Origin of the sequence: Aliishimia ponticola (genome assembly GCF_004803475.1) — a bacterium.
Taxonomy (GTDB): domain Bacteria; phylum Pseudomonadota; class Alphaproteobacteria; order Rhodobacterales; family Rhodobacteraceae; genus Aliishimia; species Aliishimia ponticola.
This window is the reverse complement of record NZ_SRKY01000004.1, coordinates 389287-406226: the sequence shown is the minus strand read 5'-3', so window position 1 is coordinate 406226 and position 16940 is coordinate 389287. Positions and strand designations below refer to the sequence as shown.

10 protein-coding genes are annotated in these 16940 nt (G+C 58.3%); 3 read left to right on the top strand and 7 right to left on the bottom strand.

The window, feature by feature from the left end; all coding sequences use genetic code 11:
• Window positions 1-85: 85 nt before the first annotated feature.
• Window positions 86-1168: an NAD(P)/FAD-dependent oxidoreductase gene (locus E4Z66_RS16270; protein WP_136464104.1), complete on the bottom strand. Its 1083-nt coding sequence runs from the start codon at window positions 1166-1168 to the stop codon at window positions 86-88.
• Between the two features lie 110 nt (window positions 1169-1278).
• Window positions 1279-2160, bottom strand: coding sequence for a pirin family protein (locus E4Z66_RS16265; protein WP_136464103.1), 882 nt, complete (start codon window positions 2158-2160; stop codon window positions 1279-1281).
• Between the two features lie 105 nt (window positions 2161-2265).
• Here E4Z66_RS16265 and E4Z66_RS16260 point away from each other — a divergent pair, with 105 nt between their 5' ends.
• The 3 genes from E4Z66_RS16260 (at window position 2266) to E4Z66_RS16250 (ending at window position 9390) form a co-directional block, all read left to right on the top strand.
• Window positions 2266-3159: a LysR family transcriptional regulator gene (locus E4Z66_RS16260; protein WP_136464102.1), complete on the top strand. Its 894-nt coding sequence runs from the start codon at window positions 2266-2268 to the stop codon at window positions 3157-3159.
• A gap of 621 nt (window positions 3160-3780) precedes the next feature.
• Window positions 3781-8913, top strand: coding sequence for a RecQ family ATP-dependent DNA helicase (locus E4Z66_RS16255; protein ID WP_136464188.1), 5133 nt, complete (start codon window positions 3781-3783; stop codon window positions 8911-8913).
• A gap of 81 nt (window positions 8914-8994) precedes the next feature.
• Window positions 8995-9390: a hypothetical protein gene (locus E4Z66_RS16250; protein ID WP_136464101.1), complete on the top strand. Its 396-nt coding sequence runs from the start codon at window positions 8995-8997 to the stop codon at window positions 9388-9390.
• A gap of 100 nt (window positions 9391-9490) precedes the next feature.
• On the opposite strand, the gene gyrB is transcribed toward E4Z66_RS16250, so the two are convergent.
• The 5 genes from gyrB to dnaA form a co-directional block, all read right to left on the bottom strand.
• A complete protein-coding gene (gyrB, locus tag E4Z66_RS16245; protein WP_136464100.1) occupies window positions 9491-11908 on the bottom strand; it encodes a DNA topoisomerase (ATP-hydrolyzing) subunit B in 2418 nt (805 codons plus the stop codon).
• Window positions 11909-12041: 133 nt separating this feature from the next.
• Complete coding sequence (locus E4Z66_RS16240; RefSeq protein WP_136464099.1) at window positions 12042-12662, bottom strand: LysE family translocator; 621 nt, start codon at window positions 12660-12662, stop codon at window positions 12042-12044.
• The gene (gene recF, locus E4Z66_RS16235; protein WP_136464098.1) at window positions 12659-13759 is read right to left on the bottom strand and encodes a DNA replication/repair protein RecF; all 1101 of its coding nucleotides are present in this window, start codon (window positions 13757-13759) and stop codon (window positions 12659-12661) included. Before recF ends, E4Z66_RS16240 begins: the two co-directional genes overlap by 4 nt.
• A 61-nt stretch (window positions 13760-13820) precedes the next feature.
• On the bottom strand, window positions 13821-14939 hold the full coding sequence (dnaN, locus tag E4Z66_RS16230; RefSeq protein WP_136464097.1) for a DNA polymerase III subunit beta: 1119 nt from the start codon (window positions 14937-14939) through the stop codon (window positions 13821-13823).
• Window positions 14940-15123: 184 nt separating this feature from the next.
• Window positions 15124-16476 carry a chromosomal replication initiator protein DnaA gene (dnaA, locus tag E4Z66_RS16225; protein WP_136464096.1) on the bottom strand — a complete coding sequence of 451 codons (1353 nt, stop codon included), beginning with the start codon at window positions 16474-16476 and terminating at the stop codon, window positions 15124-15126.
• Window positions 16477-16940 lie beyond the last annotated feature (464 nt).

The following is a 16940-nucleotide window of genomic DNA, read 5'->3' as shown; positions in this document are numbered from 1 at the left end:
CGGATGACGGTCAAACCAGCGACATATATCCGCTGGCAGACCGGTAACATCCGGCGGGGTCAGCCACGTCTGGAAGGCACCTGCGTCACTCCCTGTTCAGCAGTTTGTTGTACCTTGTCACGAACAGGTCTTCGCCTTTCAGCCTGCGCGTCAGGAAATCGCCGGCGGTGAACAGGCCCAGGAAGGAACTGCCGCGCTTCGGGCCAAGCGGTACGAGGATCGGCGCTTTGGGCCCCCATGGCTTATAGGGTTTCATCGTGTCGAGCGGCTTGTCCGCCATAAGCCCTTTCAGCGTTGCGGTGAGCCAAGGCAATTGGCGGCTGGCCGCGACAATGGTCATGCTGTCGCCCGCATCGGCCACATCCCCGGCGGCAAAGACATTGGGCAGCGATGATGGGCGCAGCCACTGGTCCACCTTGATCCGGTTTGCGGTGCTTTTCTGGATGTCGGGCAACGCCTCCAGCAATTCGGAACTGGCGCGCGAGCCAAGGACGGGGAAAATCAGGTCGAACGTATGTTCAGACCCATCCGACAGCCGCAGCTGACCGGCATAGGGTTCGGTCATGCTTTGCAGGTTTTCGGCCCTGTTCCCAAGTTTGAGGGTCACGCCTGCGTCCTGCAATTTCTTGGCCAGCGATGCGCCAAGCTTCTCCGGCATGGTGGGGAACAGGCGGTCCGTGTCCGAAATCAGCGTAATCTTCTTGTCCGGCATGGCATAAGCGATCTCGCCCGCCAGTTCCGTGCCAACGGCCCCCGCGCCGACAATACCGATGGTCTGCGCCGCCTTGAGCTGCTGGTGGATGCGCTGGTTGGCCTGCCGCAGCCCCTCGATGTCGTCGCCCACAGGTTTGAAGGGCGTCGCGTTGGAAGAGCCGGTGCCAACCACGATGTAATCGGCTTCTACCTTTTGTCCGTCATCCAGCGTTACGCCGGTTGCGTCGATACCGGTCGCACGGGCATGCAGCACGCGGCCGTTCTCGAGCAGACGATCATAGGGGATCAACACCCGGTCAAGCAGCGACGGGTCCGCAACGGCGCGGATCATGGCAGGTGCGTGGACGAAATGGCTGCGCGGTTCGATCAGGGTGACGTCAGCAGTGGCGTCAAGCGATTTGGCGAGACCGACGCCAACATAGCCGCCGCCGACAATAACGATGCGTTTGGACATGGGAGTGTATTTCCTTTCAGGGCGGTCAGACGGCGGGTGATCCACATCGCTGGCCGCGGGTTTTGGAATGAAGGTCAAAGAAGGCTGGTAGGCGCGTGTTCTGCCGTGGTTCAGCCTGTTTCAGGCGGATAGGTGATCTGCCCATACTTGCCCGCGCGGTATTCGTGGAAAGCCTCGGTCAGTTCGGCTTGCGTGTTCATCACAAAGGGGCCAAGCATGGCGACCGGCTCGGCGATCGGTGCGCCGCCGAACAGCAAAAGGTCCAGCGGGTCGGCACCCGGATTGACGATTTCGATGTCGGACCCTTCATCGCCCAGCACGAAGGACCGGTGCGCGGCCACCTCCGTTCCGCTGACGATTGCGCCTTGGCCTGGAAGAAAGCCCACCACGGGAAGGCCCGCGGGCAAGTCCACACGGGCAGAGCCCATTGGCTCAACCCTCACATGCCAGATGAATTCTTCGGAAAAGGTCGGGATGGGCGCGGCGGAGCCATCATAGCTGCCCAGAAGAACCTTGAGATGCGCGCGGCCGCTCGGCAGGGGCAGTACCGGCAAATCCTCGGCCGGGACGGGCATGTATTCAGCAGGCTCCGCCTTGTTGCGGGCGGGCAGGTTGATCCAGAATTGGAAGCTGTGCAGGCGGCCACCATTGTTGCGCAGGTCTGCGGGCATCATTTCGTCATGGACGATGCCGTTCCCGGCCTTCATCCACTGCACACCGCCTGAGGTGATGGTGCCATGCCCGCCACTGCTGTCGGCATGGGTCAGCGCGCCTTCCAGAACATAAGTGAAAGTGGCGATACCCCGGTGCGGATGCGCGAAGGATCCGTCGGGATCGGGAATTTCACGCGGTGCGATGTCCTTTGGCGGCAGATGATCCAGCAGCATGATCGGACCGGCGAATTGCACCGCTGGATTTGGGATCGCGCGGGCAATGGTGAAGCTACCGACGCGGTCGGGCTGGATATCCTGCTGTGATGTGACCTGTCTCATCGCGACACTCCATTCTCTGACTCAGAGGTAAGCGTCCGAACGATGGATTGAAATTTATATTTTTTGCCTGTCTATATAAGTATTGCTTAACATCAGGGGCCACCGATGAAGCTGGATCAACTAAAGGTGCTGCGCGCCGTGGTCGACACCGGGTCGGTCAAAGCGGCGGCGGAGAGCCTGAACCGAACCCAACCCGCGGTGAGCCAGGCCTTGAAGGCGTTGGAATTCCAGACCGGGACAGAGCTTTTTGATCGCACAGGTTATCGGTTGGAACTGACCCCGGTGGGTCGGCGGGTCTATCTGCAATCGCTGCGGGTTCTGTCCGAGGCGGAAGACCTGACGCAGCTGATCCAGCATTTCGAAAAAGGGCAGGAAGAAACGATCACCATCGCCATCGATGCCGCCACGGATCTGGACGTCGTGACGCCGGTGCTGGCCAAGGTGCAAGCCCGCTTTCCCGACACCCGCCTTGTCCTGCGCGGCGAGGTTCTTTCAGGCGCGATCGGGGCCGTGCAGTCCGGCGAAGCGGCACTGGCCCTCGCGCCCGCGATCCATGTGATGCTGGAAGAAGGAGGGTTCGATTACAGGCCCGTGGCCAGGTCCGCGATGCGCAATGTCGCCGCGCCTTCGCTTCTGGATGCGATGGACGCGCCCGGCACGTTGGCCGACCTGCGGCGATTCCATCAGGTCATCGCGCGCGACAGCGGTCAGGCTTCGGGCCTGTTCGACCGGGAGCTTGGGGTTCAGAAGGGACAGCGGCGGTGGTATGTCAACGACCTGCATATGAAAAAGCAATTGCTGGTCGCGGGCCTTGGTTGGGGGCGTCTGCCCGAACACATGATCGCCGAAGAGTTGGCGCAGGACGCGTTACGGGAAATCGTCCTGCCCCACACGCATTTGAGCTTCGGGATTGAAGTGTTCGTCTTTCGCCAACGCAAGCCAGCGATAGGACCGGTCGCGGCCTATCTGTGGAATGCGTTCGAGGAGTGTTCGCTGTAGTTTCCTCTCGGGACGCGCGAACCTTTGCGCCATTTGAGCGCATAACTTTGTGCGCATAGCAAGTAGACGTGCCGGAACTGCCCATAGTGGCAATGAAGCATTAAGCTCGATGGAGCCTGTCTTTGTTTTGTAGGTATAGCGACGGTATTTCATGCACTATACCGGTATAGTGAATCCAATGCTTGACTATATCGCCAAATTGACATTGCTCCGGCTGCGCTGCAGGAAACCATGATTAGCAGTAGTTTGATACGCAATTGCAGTTATAGCAAAATCCACAAAATTGCCTGTAACTACGGAAAAGCAACGATCGCATTATGAACCGAACATGGTTGTAGAAGGCGGTGCGCCTGCTCACGCGTCTGTCAGAAAGAAGAAATCGGCTGTACCACCCTGAATGTCTCCGCTCCGGGAAATTAAAGATCGCTATCTTGATCCTCGTTTTGAGCGTCGGCGACTGGCTTAGAAGTAGTTTCTTTCTGCCATTCGAGACATGCTTCGAGATAACTTCGACTGTCGGCCATCAAACGTTGTATGTCTGAAGTCAGGCCCCGCGCGGGTTGTGCATGGTCTCAAAAAGGTATTTTCTATCTGCAAGTTTTGAAAAGTTGCGCATCACATATGAACGGTCGACATAACGAGTTACTTTCCAAATGTCTGTCCATCGATTTGGAAGTGGATCCCAAAACCGCGAAGGTATTTGCCTTTGCCGCCGTCCGAAACGATGAGCAACCGGCATTGAAGTCGAAATCCGGCACATTGGAGAAAAATCTCGACCGCTTGGAAGAGGCTATCGCAGGCGTCTTACATCCAATTGGTCACAATTTTCTGCACCACGATATGGAACACCTAATTGCTGCCAGACCACGTCTGACCCAGATCATGCAGGCACCAATTGATACATTATGGCTGAACCCGCTGGCCTTCCCACGCAACCCGTACCACCATCTGGTCAAACACTATCAGGACGGCCGGTTGGCTGCGGGGCATATTAATGATCCAGAACTTGACGCCCGGCTCGTTTTCAAGGTGTTGGCAAATCAGCTCGACGCCTTTCAAAACCTTGCTGAAAGCGAACCGGATACGCTCGTAGCCTATCACTTCCTGACCACTCGAACGGGACAATCTGAAGGGTTCGATGCGGTTTTCAAGTACCTACGAAAAGCCGATTGCCCGCCGCATGATGAAGCCGTTGCCGCCATCCGCCGGATGCTCGACGGTCGGGCTTGTGGCAAACGGGTCGAACAGACTCTGGGACGGCTTAGCGATCCCCGAAACGGATGGCCTATGGCCTATGCGCTATCCTGGATTACCGTAGCGGGCGGGGACTCGGTCATGCCCCCATGGGTCCGGGCGCAGTTTCGCGAGGCATCTCTGATTGTCCGCCATCTCAGGGATACGTCCTGCAAAGATCCCGCCTGTCAGTGGTGTGCTGAACAGAATGACGCGGTGCGTGCGCTGAACAGGTGGTTCGGTTTCGACAGTTTTCGCCCACAGCCTGTGGACCCAGATGGTCGCCCTCTGCAGGAACGCATTGTCGATGAGGCTATGTCCGGAACAAGCCTGCTTGGCATCCTGCCAACAGGCACTGGAAAATCCGTGTGTTACCAGGTGCCCGCTTTGTCGCGGTTCGACAAAATCGGAGCTTTGACCGTGGTCATTTCCCCGTTAGTCGCGCTGATGGCAGATCAGGTTCAGGGTATGGAGCGCGCAGGTATTTCCTGTTCCGTGACTGTGAATGGTCAGATGTCAATGCCCGAGCGACAAGACGCCTTGGACAAGGTCCGCATGGGGGATGCGGGCATTTTGATTATCTCGCCTGAGCAATTGCGCAGTACGTCAATCCGGTCGGTACTGGCTCAGCGCGAAGTTGGCCTGTGGGCTATTGACGAGGCTCACTGCGTGTCGAAATGGGGTCATGATTTCAGGCCGGACTACAGATATCTGGGACGGTTCATCAAAGAGTTCTCGGGCGATCAAGCCCCTGCCCCAATCCTCTGTCTCACGGCCACCGCCAAACCAGAAGTCGTCGCCGATATCGTCGAGCATTTCCAGTCCCGCGCCGGGGTCGAGCTGCTGTCCCTTGATGGTGGAGCATCGCGGAAAAACCTGACATTTGATGTCAGACCCACGACCAAGAACAGCAAACTGTCCGATGTCCTGAACGTGATCGAAGAGCTGCTGCCTGCTGAGGGTCGATCCGGCGCCGTGATCTATTGCGCGACGCGCAAAGAGACCGAGCGCGTTGCCGAGTTTCTAAAATCACAAGGTATGGACGCGGCACATTTCCACGCTGGACTTGGGTCCGATGACAAACACGACGTCCAGGAACGGTTCCGGGTCGGAGACCTGCGGGTAATCGCAGCCACCAACGCTTTTGGTATGGGCATCGACAAACCCGACATCCGGCTGGTGGTGCATGCAGACATCCCAGGGTCCTTGGAAAATTACCTGCAGGAAGCTGGGCGCGCTGGACGCGACCGGGAAGCCGCCGATTGCGTACTTCTGTACGCGGGGGATGATGTAGAACGCCAGTTCAGGCTGTCCGCGGGTTCGCGTTTGGCGCGGCATGAAATCGGAGCCATTCTAAAAGCCCTACGCCGGATCGACGAGCGCACACGCAAAACTGGCAAAATCGTCGCGACTGCGGGTGAGATTGTCCGGTTCGAAAAGGATCACGAGTTTGAACGGGACAGCGCGACTGATGACACACGAGTCAAGACGGCCGTATCTTGGCTTGAAGAAGCGACACTTGTTTCGCGAGAAGAGAACCGTGTTCGTATTTTCCCTTCTTCGCTAACAGTCCGCACATTGGACGAAGCGAAACAACGGCTTGCGGATGCGGAGATCACTCAAGAGCATCGCAAACAATTGCTGGCCATCGTGCAGCATCTGATTTTGGCTCCGGGGGATGAAGGGGTCTCAACCGATCAGCTCTGCGGCGTCAGCGGTTTGACACCCGGCGCACTGACAAAGGCGATGGCCAACCTTGAAAGGTTTGGGATCGCGCGCAACGACGTTGTGATCACGCTCTTCATCCATGTCGGTGTGGCGCAGTCTTCCTCCGGGCGCCTTACAGCGGCCGCAAATCTGGAACGGGATTTGATCGCGTCGATGCGAGAGCTGGCACCTGATGCGGACAAAGAGACTCCAATACCGCTGAACCTGCAGGAAACCTGCCAGCATCTACGCGATCAGGGCCACTCCGATGCCCGCCCCGATGTCATCGACAAACTGATCCGGGGCATAGCTCGGGATGGCAAGGGGCAGGATGGTGGCACCGGCAATATTCGGTTGCGCAAGATCAGCCGGAATACTCTAAACGTGACGCGGGTAAGATCGTGGGATGTCATTGCCCAGACCGCTGAGGTTCGGTGGCAAGCTGCCGGGATTCTGTTGAAATTTCTGATGGGTCGACTCGACAAAGGCGCGCGCGGCAAAGACCTGCAGGTCGAAACTACCGTGGGTGACCTTCTGGCGGAGCTCACACAGGATGCCATTCTTAAATCCAGCGGTCTGCGCGATATGACCAAACTGTTGGAACGCTCCTTGCTTTGGATGCATGAACAGGGCGTGTTGACACTGGGGAAAGGGTTGACCGTATTCCGCCCGGCCATGACCGTATTCCTCAACCCCAAAGGTGGTCAGTTCACGCAATCTGACTTCCTTCCTCTGGAAGAGCATTACGCCGAACAGACACTTCAGACCCATGTTATGGCAACTTACGCGGAAACCGGTCTCGAGAAGATTACTGACGCCGAACGCCTATCGGAGGATTACTTCCTGCTCAACAAAGAGCAGTTCCTGAAACGTTGGATGCCGGGCATGGCGCGTGAGGTCAAGCGACAGACAACAAGCAAGTCCTGGACGGCCATTGTCGAAGACCTGGGCAACAAGGTCCAACAGGACATTGTCGCGGACGATCGGGATCAGACCAATGTTTTGGTTCTGGCCGGTCCCGGATCTGGGAAGACCCGTGTTTTGGTGCACCGGATCGCTTATCTGTTACGGATGAAGCGCGAAGACCCGCGCGGTATTCTGGTACTGGCCTATAATCGCCATGCCGCTGCCGAAATCCGCGTTCGCCTGCGAGCGCTGGTGGGCGATGATGCGGCGGGGGTTACGATCTCGACTTGCCATTCACTTGCGATGAAGCTGGTCGGTGCCAGTTTTGCGGGGGTTCAGGCCGCAACAGAAGACTTCGACAATGTCATTATGGAGGCGGTGCGCCAGCTCAACCCCGAAGGCCTGACAAAAGCCGAAGCAGAGGCGCAGCGCGAGAGCCTCATTCAAGGGTTTCGCTGGATTTTGGTGGATGAGTACCAAGACATTGGCCCGGAGGAATACGCGCTCATTTCCGCCGTGGCTGGTCGTTCTCTGGAAGATGCAGAGCTTAAACTTAGCCTGTTTGCCGTGGGCGACGATGACCAGAATATCTATGCCTTCAACGGAGCTTCTGTCGATTTCATCCGAAGATTTGAAGAGGATTATAAGGCCAGACCATCTTTTCTGATCGAAAACTACCGGTCGACAGCACATATTATCGAGGCTGCCAATCAGGTCATATCCAAAGCGCCTGAACGCATGAAAGTTGATCACCAAATCACGATCAATCAGGCGCGGCTCTCACAACCCAGCGGTGGACGTCTGGAGGGGAAGGATTCCGTTGCCCATGGCCGAGTGCAGTTGCTGGACGTCCCACCTGGCGCGATGCCGCAATCTGTAGCGGCAATCGACGAACTAATCCGCCTTTCTCGCCTGGACCCCAATTGGAACTGGTCCCGTGTTGCGGTGATTTCTCGAGATTGGAAATCACTCGATGCAGTTCGCACCTATGCCGAAGCATTGGGTTTACGTGTAGATATGGCCAACGAAGACCTTCCAAATGTTTGGCGACTTAGAGAAACCCAACGTCTGGTGTCCGGATTGCGCGAGAAACAAGGCGCACTTTTGGGTATTCAGGACATCCTCTCGGTCCTTAATGTTCAACATCGTAACAAGTGGGTGGGTTTGCTGGCAGAAGGTGTGGCGGAACTGGCCCGGGAGTTGGGCACCAAAACAATGCCGGTTCCCGACATCATTGAATGGATCGCGGACTGGTCCCGGGATACACGCGGTGAACAACGTGGATTGCTGTTGCTGACGGCGCACAGGGCGAAGGGCCTTGAATTTGACCATGTCGCCATTCTGAACGGAGGTTGGACCAGGGTCTCGAAAGAGGAGGACAGTCAAGCACCTCGTCGCCTATTCTATGTGGCGATGACCCGGGCACAGAAAAGCCTGACGGTGCTGACATCCGGAGCGCACCCCTTTCTGAAACCGGGCTCAGATTCAGTTCTGATCAGGCATGTGACGCCCGATCTCGACAAAACCTCGTTGCCCGCGACAAAATACCAGATGCCTGCGCTCGATATCGTAGATTTGTCATTCGCCGGTCGCCAGACTGATGCACATGAAGTGCACAACGCCGTGCGCACAGCGAATGTAGGGGACACCCTTTCCCTTGTGTTTCAACAACCTCATTGGATTTTGCTGGACGCCCAAAAACGCGTTGTCGGACGTATGGCCAAATCGTGGAAGCCACCCCACGGTCATGTATTCGCCACTGGTCAGATCGGGGCGATCATCAACTGGCGCAAGACCGATAGTAGCGAAGGCTACGCTCACTACCATAGGCGCGATAGTTGGGAAACCATACTGCCAGAGTTGGTCTTCCGACATGAGAATGCAGAAGCCCTGCATATTCAGGTTTAACCAACAGCCCGAGAGGATGATCGGACGGACCGTGTCAGGAACAAACCACTTCGAGAAACGGTCGGCCCTTCCGCAAAGGCATTGGATATCTCGGTTCCAGAATCACAGGATATTGGCAGTCCGTCGATACTCGACATCAAAACACACATCCGCAAATCTATCGACGACACACACTCTTGGAATGATCTTTCGGCGGCGTTGAAAGAAAAGGATATAGCGCTGGCGGCCAAGGGCGGCGGCCTCGTGGTCAAAAGCACTTCAACCGGCGAGGAGATCGGAAAGATTTCTGCGATTGGTTTCAAATATATCGATCTGATCCGCCACTATGGCGAAGGCTTCCCTGATCACCCTGCCACTTGGTTGGTCGAGAAAGCGCTAAACGACAATAACGTTCCCAAAACCCCAAGACTCAGAAAATCCAGAAATCGAAAAAGCAAATCGGGCGATAACGATGATTTTTCGCTGATTGAAGACTGATGGGTTGGGTTACTTTTGAGAATTTCGGTCCTGTACAAACGGACCATTTCAGACATCTTTCTGGACGACCGGTGCCGTAGTGTAGCTCACCTACATTTCCCTAGAAGTCGAGGTTCTCGACGCTCAGCGCGTTTTGCTGGATGAATTCGCGGCGCGGTTCTACCACGTCGCCCATCAGCTTGGTGAACAGATCGTCGGCCTCTGCCATGTCGTCGACCTTGACCTGAAGCAGGGTCCGCGCGTCCGGGTCCAGCGTGGTTTCCCAAAGCTGGTCGGGGTTCATTTCGCCCAGACCCTTGTAGCGTTGCAGCGTGAGGCCGCGTTCGCCTTCTTCGAGGATCGCCGACAGCAGATCGAGCGGGCCAAAGATCAACTGATCCCGGTCCTTGCGTACCAGCCGCGCAGGCGTGCCGTAGACCTCTTGCAGCGACTCGGTGAAGGACCCGGTGCGCCGCGCCTCTCCGGAACGGAGCATGGGGCCATCCAGCGTGCGGACTTCTTCGACACCGCGCAGAATGCGCGCCAGCCGGATACCGTGATCCTGCGTGATACGCCCCTGCCAACCACGCTCATATTCGAGCGCGATCAGGTCAAGCCGCGCGGCGACCTTGTCCGCGACGCCTTGCAGGTCGGAATCCACAGCGCCAGGCACGAAGGCACCGGCAATCGCCGCCTGTTCCAGAATGTGGCGGGGGTAGTGGGTCGGGAAAGCATCGACAACGCGCTTGAGTTGCCGGGCTTCTTCGACCACGCGGATCAGGTCCGCGCCGCCCATCTCGGCCCCGCTGCCCAGTTTAAGCACCGCACCATCCACGCCCTGCTGGATCAGGTAATCATCCAGCGCGCTCTGATCCTTGAGGTACACCTCGGACCGGCCGCGCATCACCTTGAACAGAGGCGGCTGCGCAATATAAAGGTATCCGCCTTCGATCAGTTCCGGCATCTGCCGATAGAAGAAGGTCAGCAGCAGCGTCCGAATATGCGCGCCGTCCACATCCGCGTCCGTCATGATGACGATCTTGTGGTAACGCAGCTTGGAAATATCGAACTCATCCCGCCCGATCCCGGTGCCAAGTGCCATGACGAGGTTCCCGATTTCTTGGCTGGAGAGCATTCGGTCGAACCGTGCCCGTTCCACGTTCAGGATTTTCCCGCGCAGGGGCAGGATCGCTTGCGTGCGGCGGTCGCGCCCGGTCTGGGCAGAGCCACCGGCGCTGTCGCCCTCGACCAGGAAGACTTCGGTCTGCGACGGGTCTTTTTCCGAACAATCCTTCAGCTTGCCTGCAAGGAAGTTGACGTCCATCGCAGTCTTGCGGCGGGTCAATTCGCGGGCTTTACGCGCAGCTTCACGGGCCAGCGCGGCTTCGATGATCTTACCGACGATCATCTTGGCAACATTCGGGTTTTCTTCGAACCATTCAGACAGCTTCTCACCCAGCAGTCCTTCGACCGCCGGACGCACCTCTGAGGACACAAGCTTGTCCTTGGTCTGAGAGGAGAATTTCGGGTCGGGCACTTTGACGGACAGAACGCATGTCAGGCCCTCGCGCGCGTCGTCGCCGGTAAAGGTGACCTTCTCGCGCTTGGCGATTCCGCTTTCTGTCGCGTAGCGCTGCAGAACGCGCGTCAGCGCTCCGCGGAAGCCCGCCATATGCGTGCCGCCATCGCGCTGCGGGATGTTGTTGGTGAAGGGCAGGACGTTCTCGTGGTAGCTGTCATTCCACCACAGCGCCGCCTCGATCCCGATATCGTCGCGTTCGCCGACAACATAGATCGGCTCTTCCATCAGCCCGGTCTTGTTCCGGTCGAGATATTTCACGAATTCCTTGACGCCGCCGTCATAGTAAAGCTCGGTCCGCAGCGGCTCTGCCGGGCGCTCGTCTTCAAGGATGATGCGCACGCCGGAGTTCAGGAAGGCCAGTTCGCGCAACCGCCGCTCAAGCGTCTCGAAGCTGTATTCGAGGTTGGAGAACGTGTCCGTGGACGCGAGGAACCGCACCTCGGTCCCGGTTTCATCCCCGGCCTCGCCGATCACTTCCAGGTGGCGGGCTGTCTCGCCATGCTCGAACCGGGCGGAATGGACTTTGCCATCGCGCCAGACCTTGAGTTCCAGCCAGACGGACAGCGCGTTCACGACCGAAACGCCAACGCCGTGCAGACCGCCGGAGACCTTGTAGGAATTGCTGTCGAACTTCCCGCCCGCGTGCAATTGGGTCATGATGACTTCGGCAGCGGATACGCCTTCTTCTTCGTGCATACCCACCGGAATACCGCGCCCGTTGTCCCGCACAGAGACACTACTATCCGCGTGAATTTTCACGTGAACATAGTCTGCATGGCCGGCAAGTGCCTCGTCGATACCGTTATCGACGACCTCATACACCATATGGTGCAGGCCCGACCCGTCATCGGTGTCGCCGATATACATGCCGGGACGTTTCCGGACAGCTTCTAACCCCTTGAGAACCTTAATGGAATCAGCGCCATATTCTTCGGGGGTTTGCTCGTGTTCCGCCATGCTTATGCCTTGTTATTCTGACGCCCCATTTCTAGTGGTTTTTGCGCGGCTTGTCACGTGACTGACACAAGATTTTGTAGGTTTCGGCGGGGTTTGGGTGGCCGCAGATTTCGGCCCCGCGCAATGTTCCGCGTCAGGTGAATGGCAAGATCGCCCCGACGAGGATCAGCATCCAGCCAGAGGACAGATTCAGCCGATACATGGCCTTGGGGGAGGCGATCAGGGACCGCGCGTGATGCACGGTATAGGCAAGGATCAGATTGCCGATCAGCGGCACCAGAAGGGACAGGAAACAGATCGCCGCGATGTCCAGCGCAGTGACGCTGCTAAGGTCGAAGAAACCCGGCAGGACGCCAAGATAGAACAGGATCGCCTTCGGGTTCGACAAGATTACCGCAACACCTGCGAGAAAGCCTGCCAGCTTGCCCGGCCGGGTGAGCCTGCTATCGCTCGACACGGATGCATCCGCGTTTCGGATGACAGTCCAGCCGAGCCACACGAAGAACGCGCAGGCCACCCAGCGCAGGATCGACATGGCGTAATCCACCTCAGACGTGATCCAGGCAAGACCCAGTATGGCCAGAAGCGGCCAGATTACATCCCCGACGACGACGCCGAATGCGAGCGGCCACGCGCTTTGAAACCCGCCAGAGACCGCCCGTGCGATCAGGGCCAGCCAGACCGGGCCAGGGGTCAGAAACAGGATGAAAAGCGCAAAAGCATAAAGCGCCAAATCAAAGGCGGAAGCGGTCATTGAATCGTCGTCTCGGAAATACCGTTGGTTTCGGTCACTTCAAGCCTTTGCGCCCGGCTGTCAAGTTCGCTGAAAAGCTCCGGCCCGGTGCCGGTCATCCATGCCTGCGCACCAAGCGCGCAAATCTCATCATACAGCGCGGCGCGGCGATCGGCATCCAGATGTGCGGCAACCTCATCCAACAGCAAAAGCGGCGGCGCGCCAGCATCCTCGGCCAGCGCACGCGCATTGGCGAGGATAAGCGAAACCAGAAGCGCTTTCTGCTCGCCGGTCGAACAGTTGCGCGCCGGCACGCCCTTGGCCGCATACACCCCATAAAGATCAGCGCGGTGCGGCCCGACAAGCGTGCGCCCGGCGGCCATGTCGCGAAACCGGCTTTCTTCAAGCGCGGCGCGCAGATCTTCGGCGGTTTCGGGCATCTCGCCTTCGGTTTGGGTCAGGTCAAGCTCTGCGATGGGGAAGGCGGTTTCGGCGCCCTGCTGGGCAAGCGTCAGCCGTTCCACCGTACGCCGGCGTGCGGCGTGAATCTGCGCGCCCGATTGCGACAGTTGCGATTCCAGCGCGCCGTACCACGCGGCGTCCCGAACCTGATCCTTGAGTAGCCGGTTCCGCTCTCGCATCGCCTTCTCGTAACTCAAGGAAAGCTCGGCGTGCCCCGGTTCAAAGCTCATGACCATCCGATCCAGAAAGCGCCGTCGCCCTTCGGTGCCTTCGATCCAGAGCCGGTCCATCGACGGCACCAGCCAAAGCACCCGTGCAATCCGGCCAAGAGCGATTTGCGAAGCGGATTTGCCATCGATCCGAACCTGCCGGGCCGCGCCGCCCTCGGACCATGTTTCGACCTCATGTACTTGCGTGGAGGTTTGGACAACAGCGGTGAGCTTCCAGCCAAGTGCCTCGGGCTTGCGGGTCATATCCTCGGCGCTGGCGCGGCGCAGACCGCGACCGGGCGAAAAGAGCGACACGGCCTCCAGGATATTCGTCTTGCCCGCACCATTGGGCCCATAAATCGCGATGGGCCGCGTATCGACGTTCAGCGCCGCGCGCTTATGCGAGCGGAAATGCGACAACGTCAGGGAAGTCAGGGCCAGCGTCATGAGCCGGGCGCCGTTTTCTGGCGCAGAAAACGGACCGGAATTTGTGTCAAATTCCGGCGCGTCACACCCGCATGGGCATGACGACGTAAACCGCGCTTTGGTCATTGCCCTCGCGCATCAGCGTCGGATCGCCGGAGGAGTTGAACAGGAATACCGCGTTTTCGCGATCGACCTGGCTGGCGATTTCCAGCAGGTATTTCGCGTTAAAGCCGATCTCCAGCCGTTCGTCGCCATAGGCTACGGCAAGCTCTTCTTCTGCCGCGCCGCTGTCAGGTGCGTTCACCGACAGAACAAGACGGTCCTCGTCAAGGGCCAGCTTGACCGCACGGGAGCGTTCGGAAGACACCGTTGCCACCCGGTCCACCGCCTTGGCGAAATCGGCCGCATCGACTTCCATCTTGCGTGTGTTGCCGGCCGGAATGACCCGCGTGTAATCGGGGAACGTGCCGTCAATCACCTTGGAGGTCAGCGTCAGCACCGGGGTCGCAAAGCGGACCTTGGTTTCCGAAACGCTGACGGCGATCTCGGTATCGTCGTCATCCAGCAGCTTGCGCAATTCACCAACCGTCTTGCGCGGCACGATCACGCCCGGCATCGTTTCCGCCCCATCGGGCAGATCGGCGTCAATCCGGGCAAGCCGGTGACCATCGGTTGCCACGCAGCGCAGCACCTTGCCGCCATCCGCATCCGAAACATGCATGTAGACACCGTTGAGGTAATACCGCGTTTCCTCGTTCGAGATCGCGAATTTCGACTTGTCGAACAGGCGCCGCAGCACCGGTGCGGGGGCGGAAAAGTTCGAGGTGTATTCCGAGGACGCCATCACCGGGAAATCTTCCTTCGGCAGCGTCGCGAGCGAAAAGTTCGACCGGCCCGCTTCGACGGTCAGCCGGCCTGCGGCACTGTCGGCGGTCAGCGTGACTTGCGCCCCATCGGGCAGCTTGCGGACGATCTCGTGCAGGGTGATCGCCGACACGGTTGTCGCCCCGGCGCGTTCGACCATGGCAGGGGCCTTGTCGACAACTTCGATATCAAGGTCGGTCGCGCGGAAGGTAACGTCGGACCCGTCCGCTTCGATCAGAACATTGGCAAGGATCGGAATGGTATTGCGCCGCTCGACGACCGATTGCGCTTGCGCGACCGCTTTAAGGAGGTCGGACCGTTCTATACTGAGTTTCATATCGCTCTCCTTGCGCGCCTGCAGGGACGCAAACCCTACTCGAACAGTGACGCTGCACAAGTGTTTTCGCAGTTGTCTTCTGGATTTAGCAGAGCGTCAAGCCAATGTGCCGCCATTGCGTAACAGCAAAAGGCCCCGGCGTGAAACCGAGGCCCGATTGGCACAGATCAGGGGCGCGTGGCCGTCAGGCTTCGAGCGCGCGGCGCAGCAATTCCAGATCTTCGGCGATCTGGCCGTCCTGCTGTTTCAACTCTTCGATCCGGCGAACACCGTGCATGACGGTGGTGTGGTCCCGGCCCCCAAAACGCCGCCCGATTTCGGGAAGCGAGCGTGAGGTCAGCTGTTTGCACAGATACATCGCAACCTGACGCGGACGCGCATAGGACCGCAACCGCTTCGGCCCGATCATGTCGGACAGACGGATGTTGTAATGCTCGGACACCTTGCGCTGTATTTCCTCAACCGTGATCTTGCGCTCGGACGCCCGCAGAACATCGGCAAGGCAGTCTTGCGTCAGGTCCATGGTGATCTCGCGCCCAACCAGCGATGCGAAGGCGAAAAGCCGCGTCAACGCACCTTCGAGCACGCGCACATTGGTGGAAATCCGATGGGCCAGGAATTCCAGCACGCCGTCATCCAGTTTCAGGTCCGGATAGGTCACGCGCTGTTGCTCGACCTTGGACTGAAGAATGCCCAGACGCAGTTCGTAATCGGTCGGGTGCAGATCGACGACAAGACCACATTGCAGACGGGATTTCACCCGCTCTTCCAAGTCCTTGATTTCACCCGGCGCGCGATCGGCAGAGATGATGATTTGCTTGTTCTGGTCGACCAGCGCGTTGAAGGTGTGGAAGAATTCTTCCTGCGTGCTGTCCTTGCCCGCGATGAACTGGACGTCATCCACCATCAGCACATCGACGGAGCGGAAGATTTCCTTGAAGTCCATCATCTTGCGGTCGCGCAGAGCTTGCACAAATCGATACATGAACTGCTCTGCCGACAGATACAGGACGTTCAGATCGGGACGGCGGGCCTGAAGCTCCCACGCGATGGCGTGCATCAGGTGCGTCTTGCCAAGGCCGACGCCACCGTAAAGAAACAGCGGATTGAACGTGACCGGGCCACCTTCGCCAACGCGTTTGGCAGCGGCGTGGGCAAGCTCGTTCGGTTTGCCGACAACGAAGGTGTCAAAGGTAAAGCGGCTGTCGAGCGGCGCGGGGTTCAGGGCGGATACGGCAGAGGGTTTGCGTTCCACCGGTTGCGGCTTGGCAGCTTCGACCGGGCGCGCATCCGAGTTGGCGACAACCTTGAAGCTCAGGCGGCGGACATCGGAATTGCGGCTATGTAGCTCGTGCAGGATCAGATCAGAGAAGTTCTGCGAGACGTAGTTGCCCAGAAAAGTCGTCGGTACGTCGAAGGTTGCGACCCCATCCAGCAGGTCGCGAAACTTGAGTGGTTCGATCCACGTCACGTAGTTGTTCTGCCCTACCGTTTTGCGCAGCCGTTGCCGCAACTCGCCCCATTGTTCCCCAGTCATTCGAGCCTGCCATCCTCTTTTTTGTCCTCGGCTCAGTTCTGTGGCCGAGCCGGTTCGCCACTATTCAACCAGGCAACAGGAATTCATCTGTCGGACCAGAGACAGATGAGCCAGTTACCGGACCAAGCACACGACACCATCCTTCGGATCGAAACCCGATCAAGAAAGGGCCGTGTACAACACATTTGTGACAGGGCGCGAAAGCTGGGCTTTCACTTGAGCAGCATTCATGCAGACGGAACACCATCTGCAAACAGCCCCCGGACAAACGAACATTTCATCCCCATGAACGCGTTTCCGGGCCTGTCCCCCCAAAAGGTCGCGACGCGAGTCGCATTAATAGAGGTAGCAATTTCGTTAAGGGCGCAGCAACAAAACTTAAAACTTGACGCCCTAAAAAGTTCGGAGGGAATCTCTCTATGTCGTGTGAAGAGCACACACGAAAAAAAGGCGCTGCTCTCGCA

Excerpts from the sequence above, each read along its gene's own strand:
- E4Z66_RS16270 (WP_136464104.1), bottom strand. The coding sequence starts at position 1,168 with ATGTCCAAACGCATCGTTATTGTCGGCGGCGGCTATGTTGGCGTCGGT.
- dnaN (WP_136464097.1), bottom strand. The coding sequence starts at position 14,939 with ATGAAACTCAGTATAGAACGGTCCGACCTCCTTAAAGCGGTCGCGCAA.
- E4Z66_RS16265 (WP_136464103.1), bottom strand. The coding sequence starts at position 2,160 with ATGAGACAGGTCACATCACAGCAGGATATCCAGCCCGACCGCGTCGGT.
- E4Z66_RS16260 (WP_136464102.1), top strand. The coding sequence starts at position 2,266 with ATGAAGCTGGATCAACTAAAGGTGCTGCGCGCCGTGGTCGACACCGGG.
- recF (WP_136464098.1), bottom strand. The coding sequence starts at position 13,759 with ATGACGCTGGCCCTGACTTCCCTGACGTTGTCGCATTTCCGCTCGCAT.
- gyrB (WP_136464100.1), bottom strand. The coding sequence starts at position 11,908 with ATGGCGGAACACGAGCAAACCCCCGAAGAATATGGCGCTGATTCCATT.
- dnaA (WP_136464096.1), bottom strand. The coding sequence starts at position 16,476 with ATGACTGGGGAACAATGGGGCGAGTTGCGGCAACGGCTGCGCAAAACG.
- E4Z66_RS16255 (WP_136464188.1), top strand. The coding sequence starts at position 3,781 with ATGAACGGTCGACATAACGAGTTACTTTCCAAATGTCTGTCCATCGAT.
- E4Z66_RS16240 (WP_136464099.1), bottom strand. The coding sequence starts at position 12,662 with ATGACCGCTTCCGCCTTTGATTTGGCGCTTTATGCTTTTGCGCTTTTC.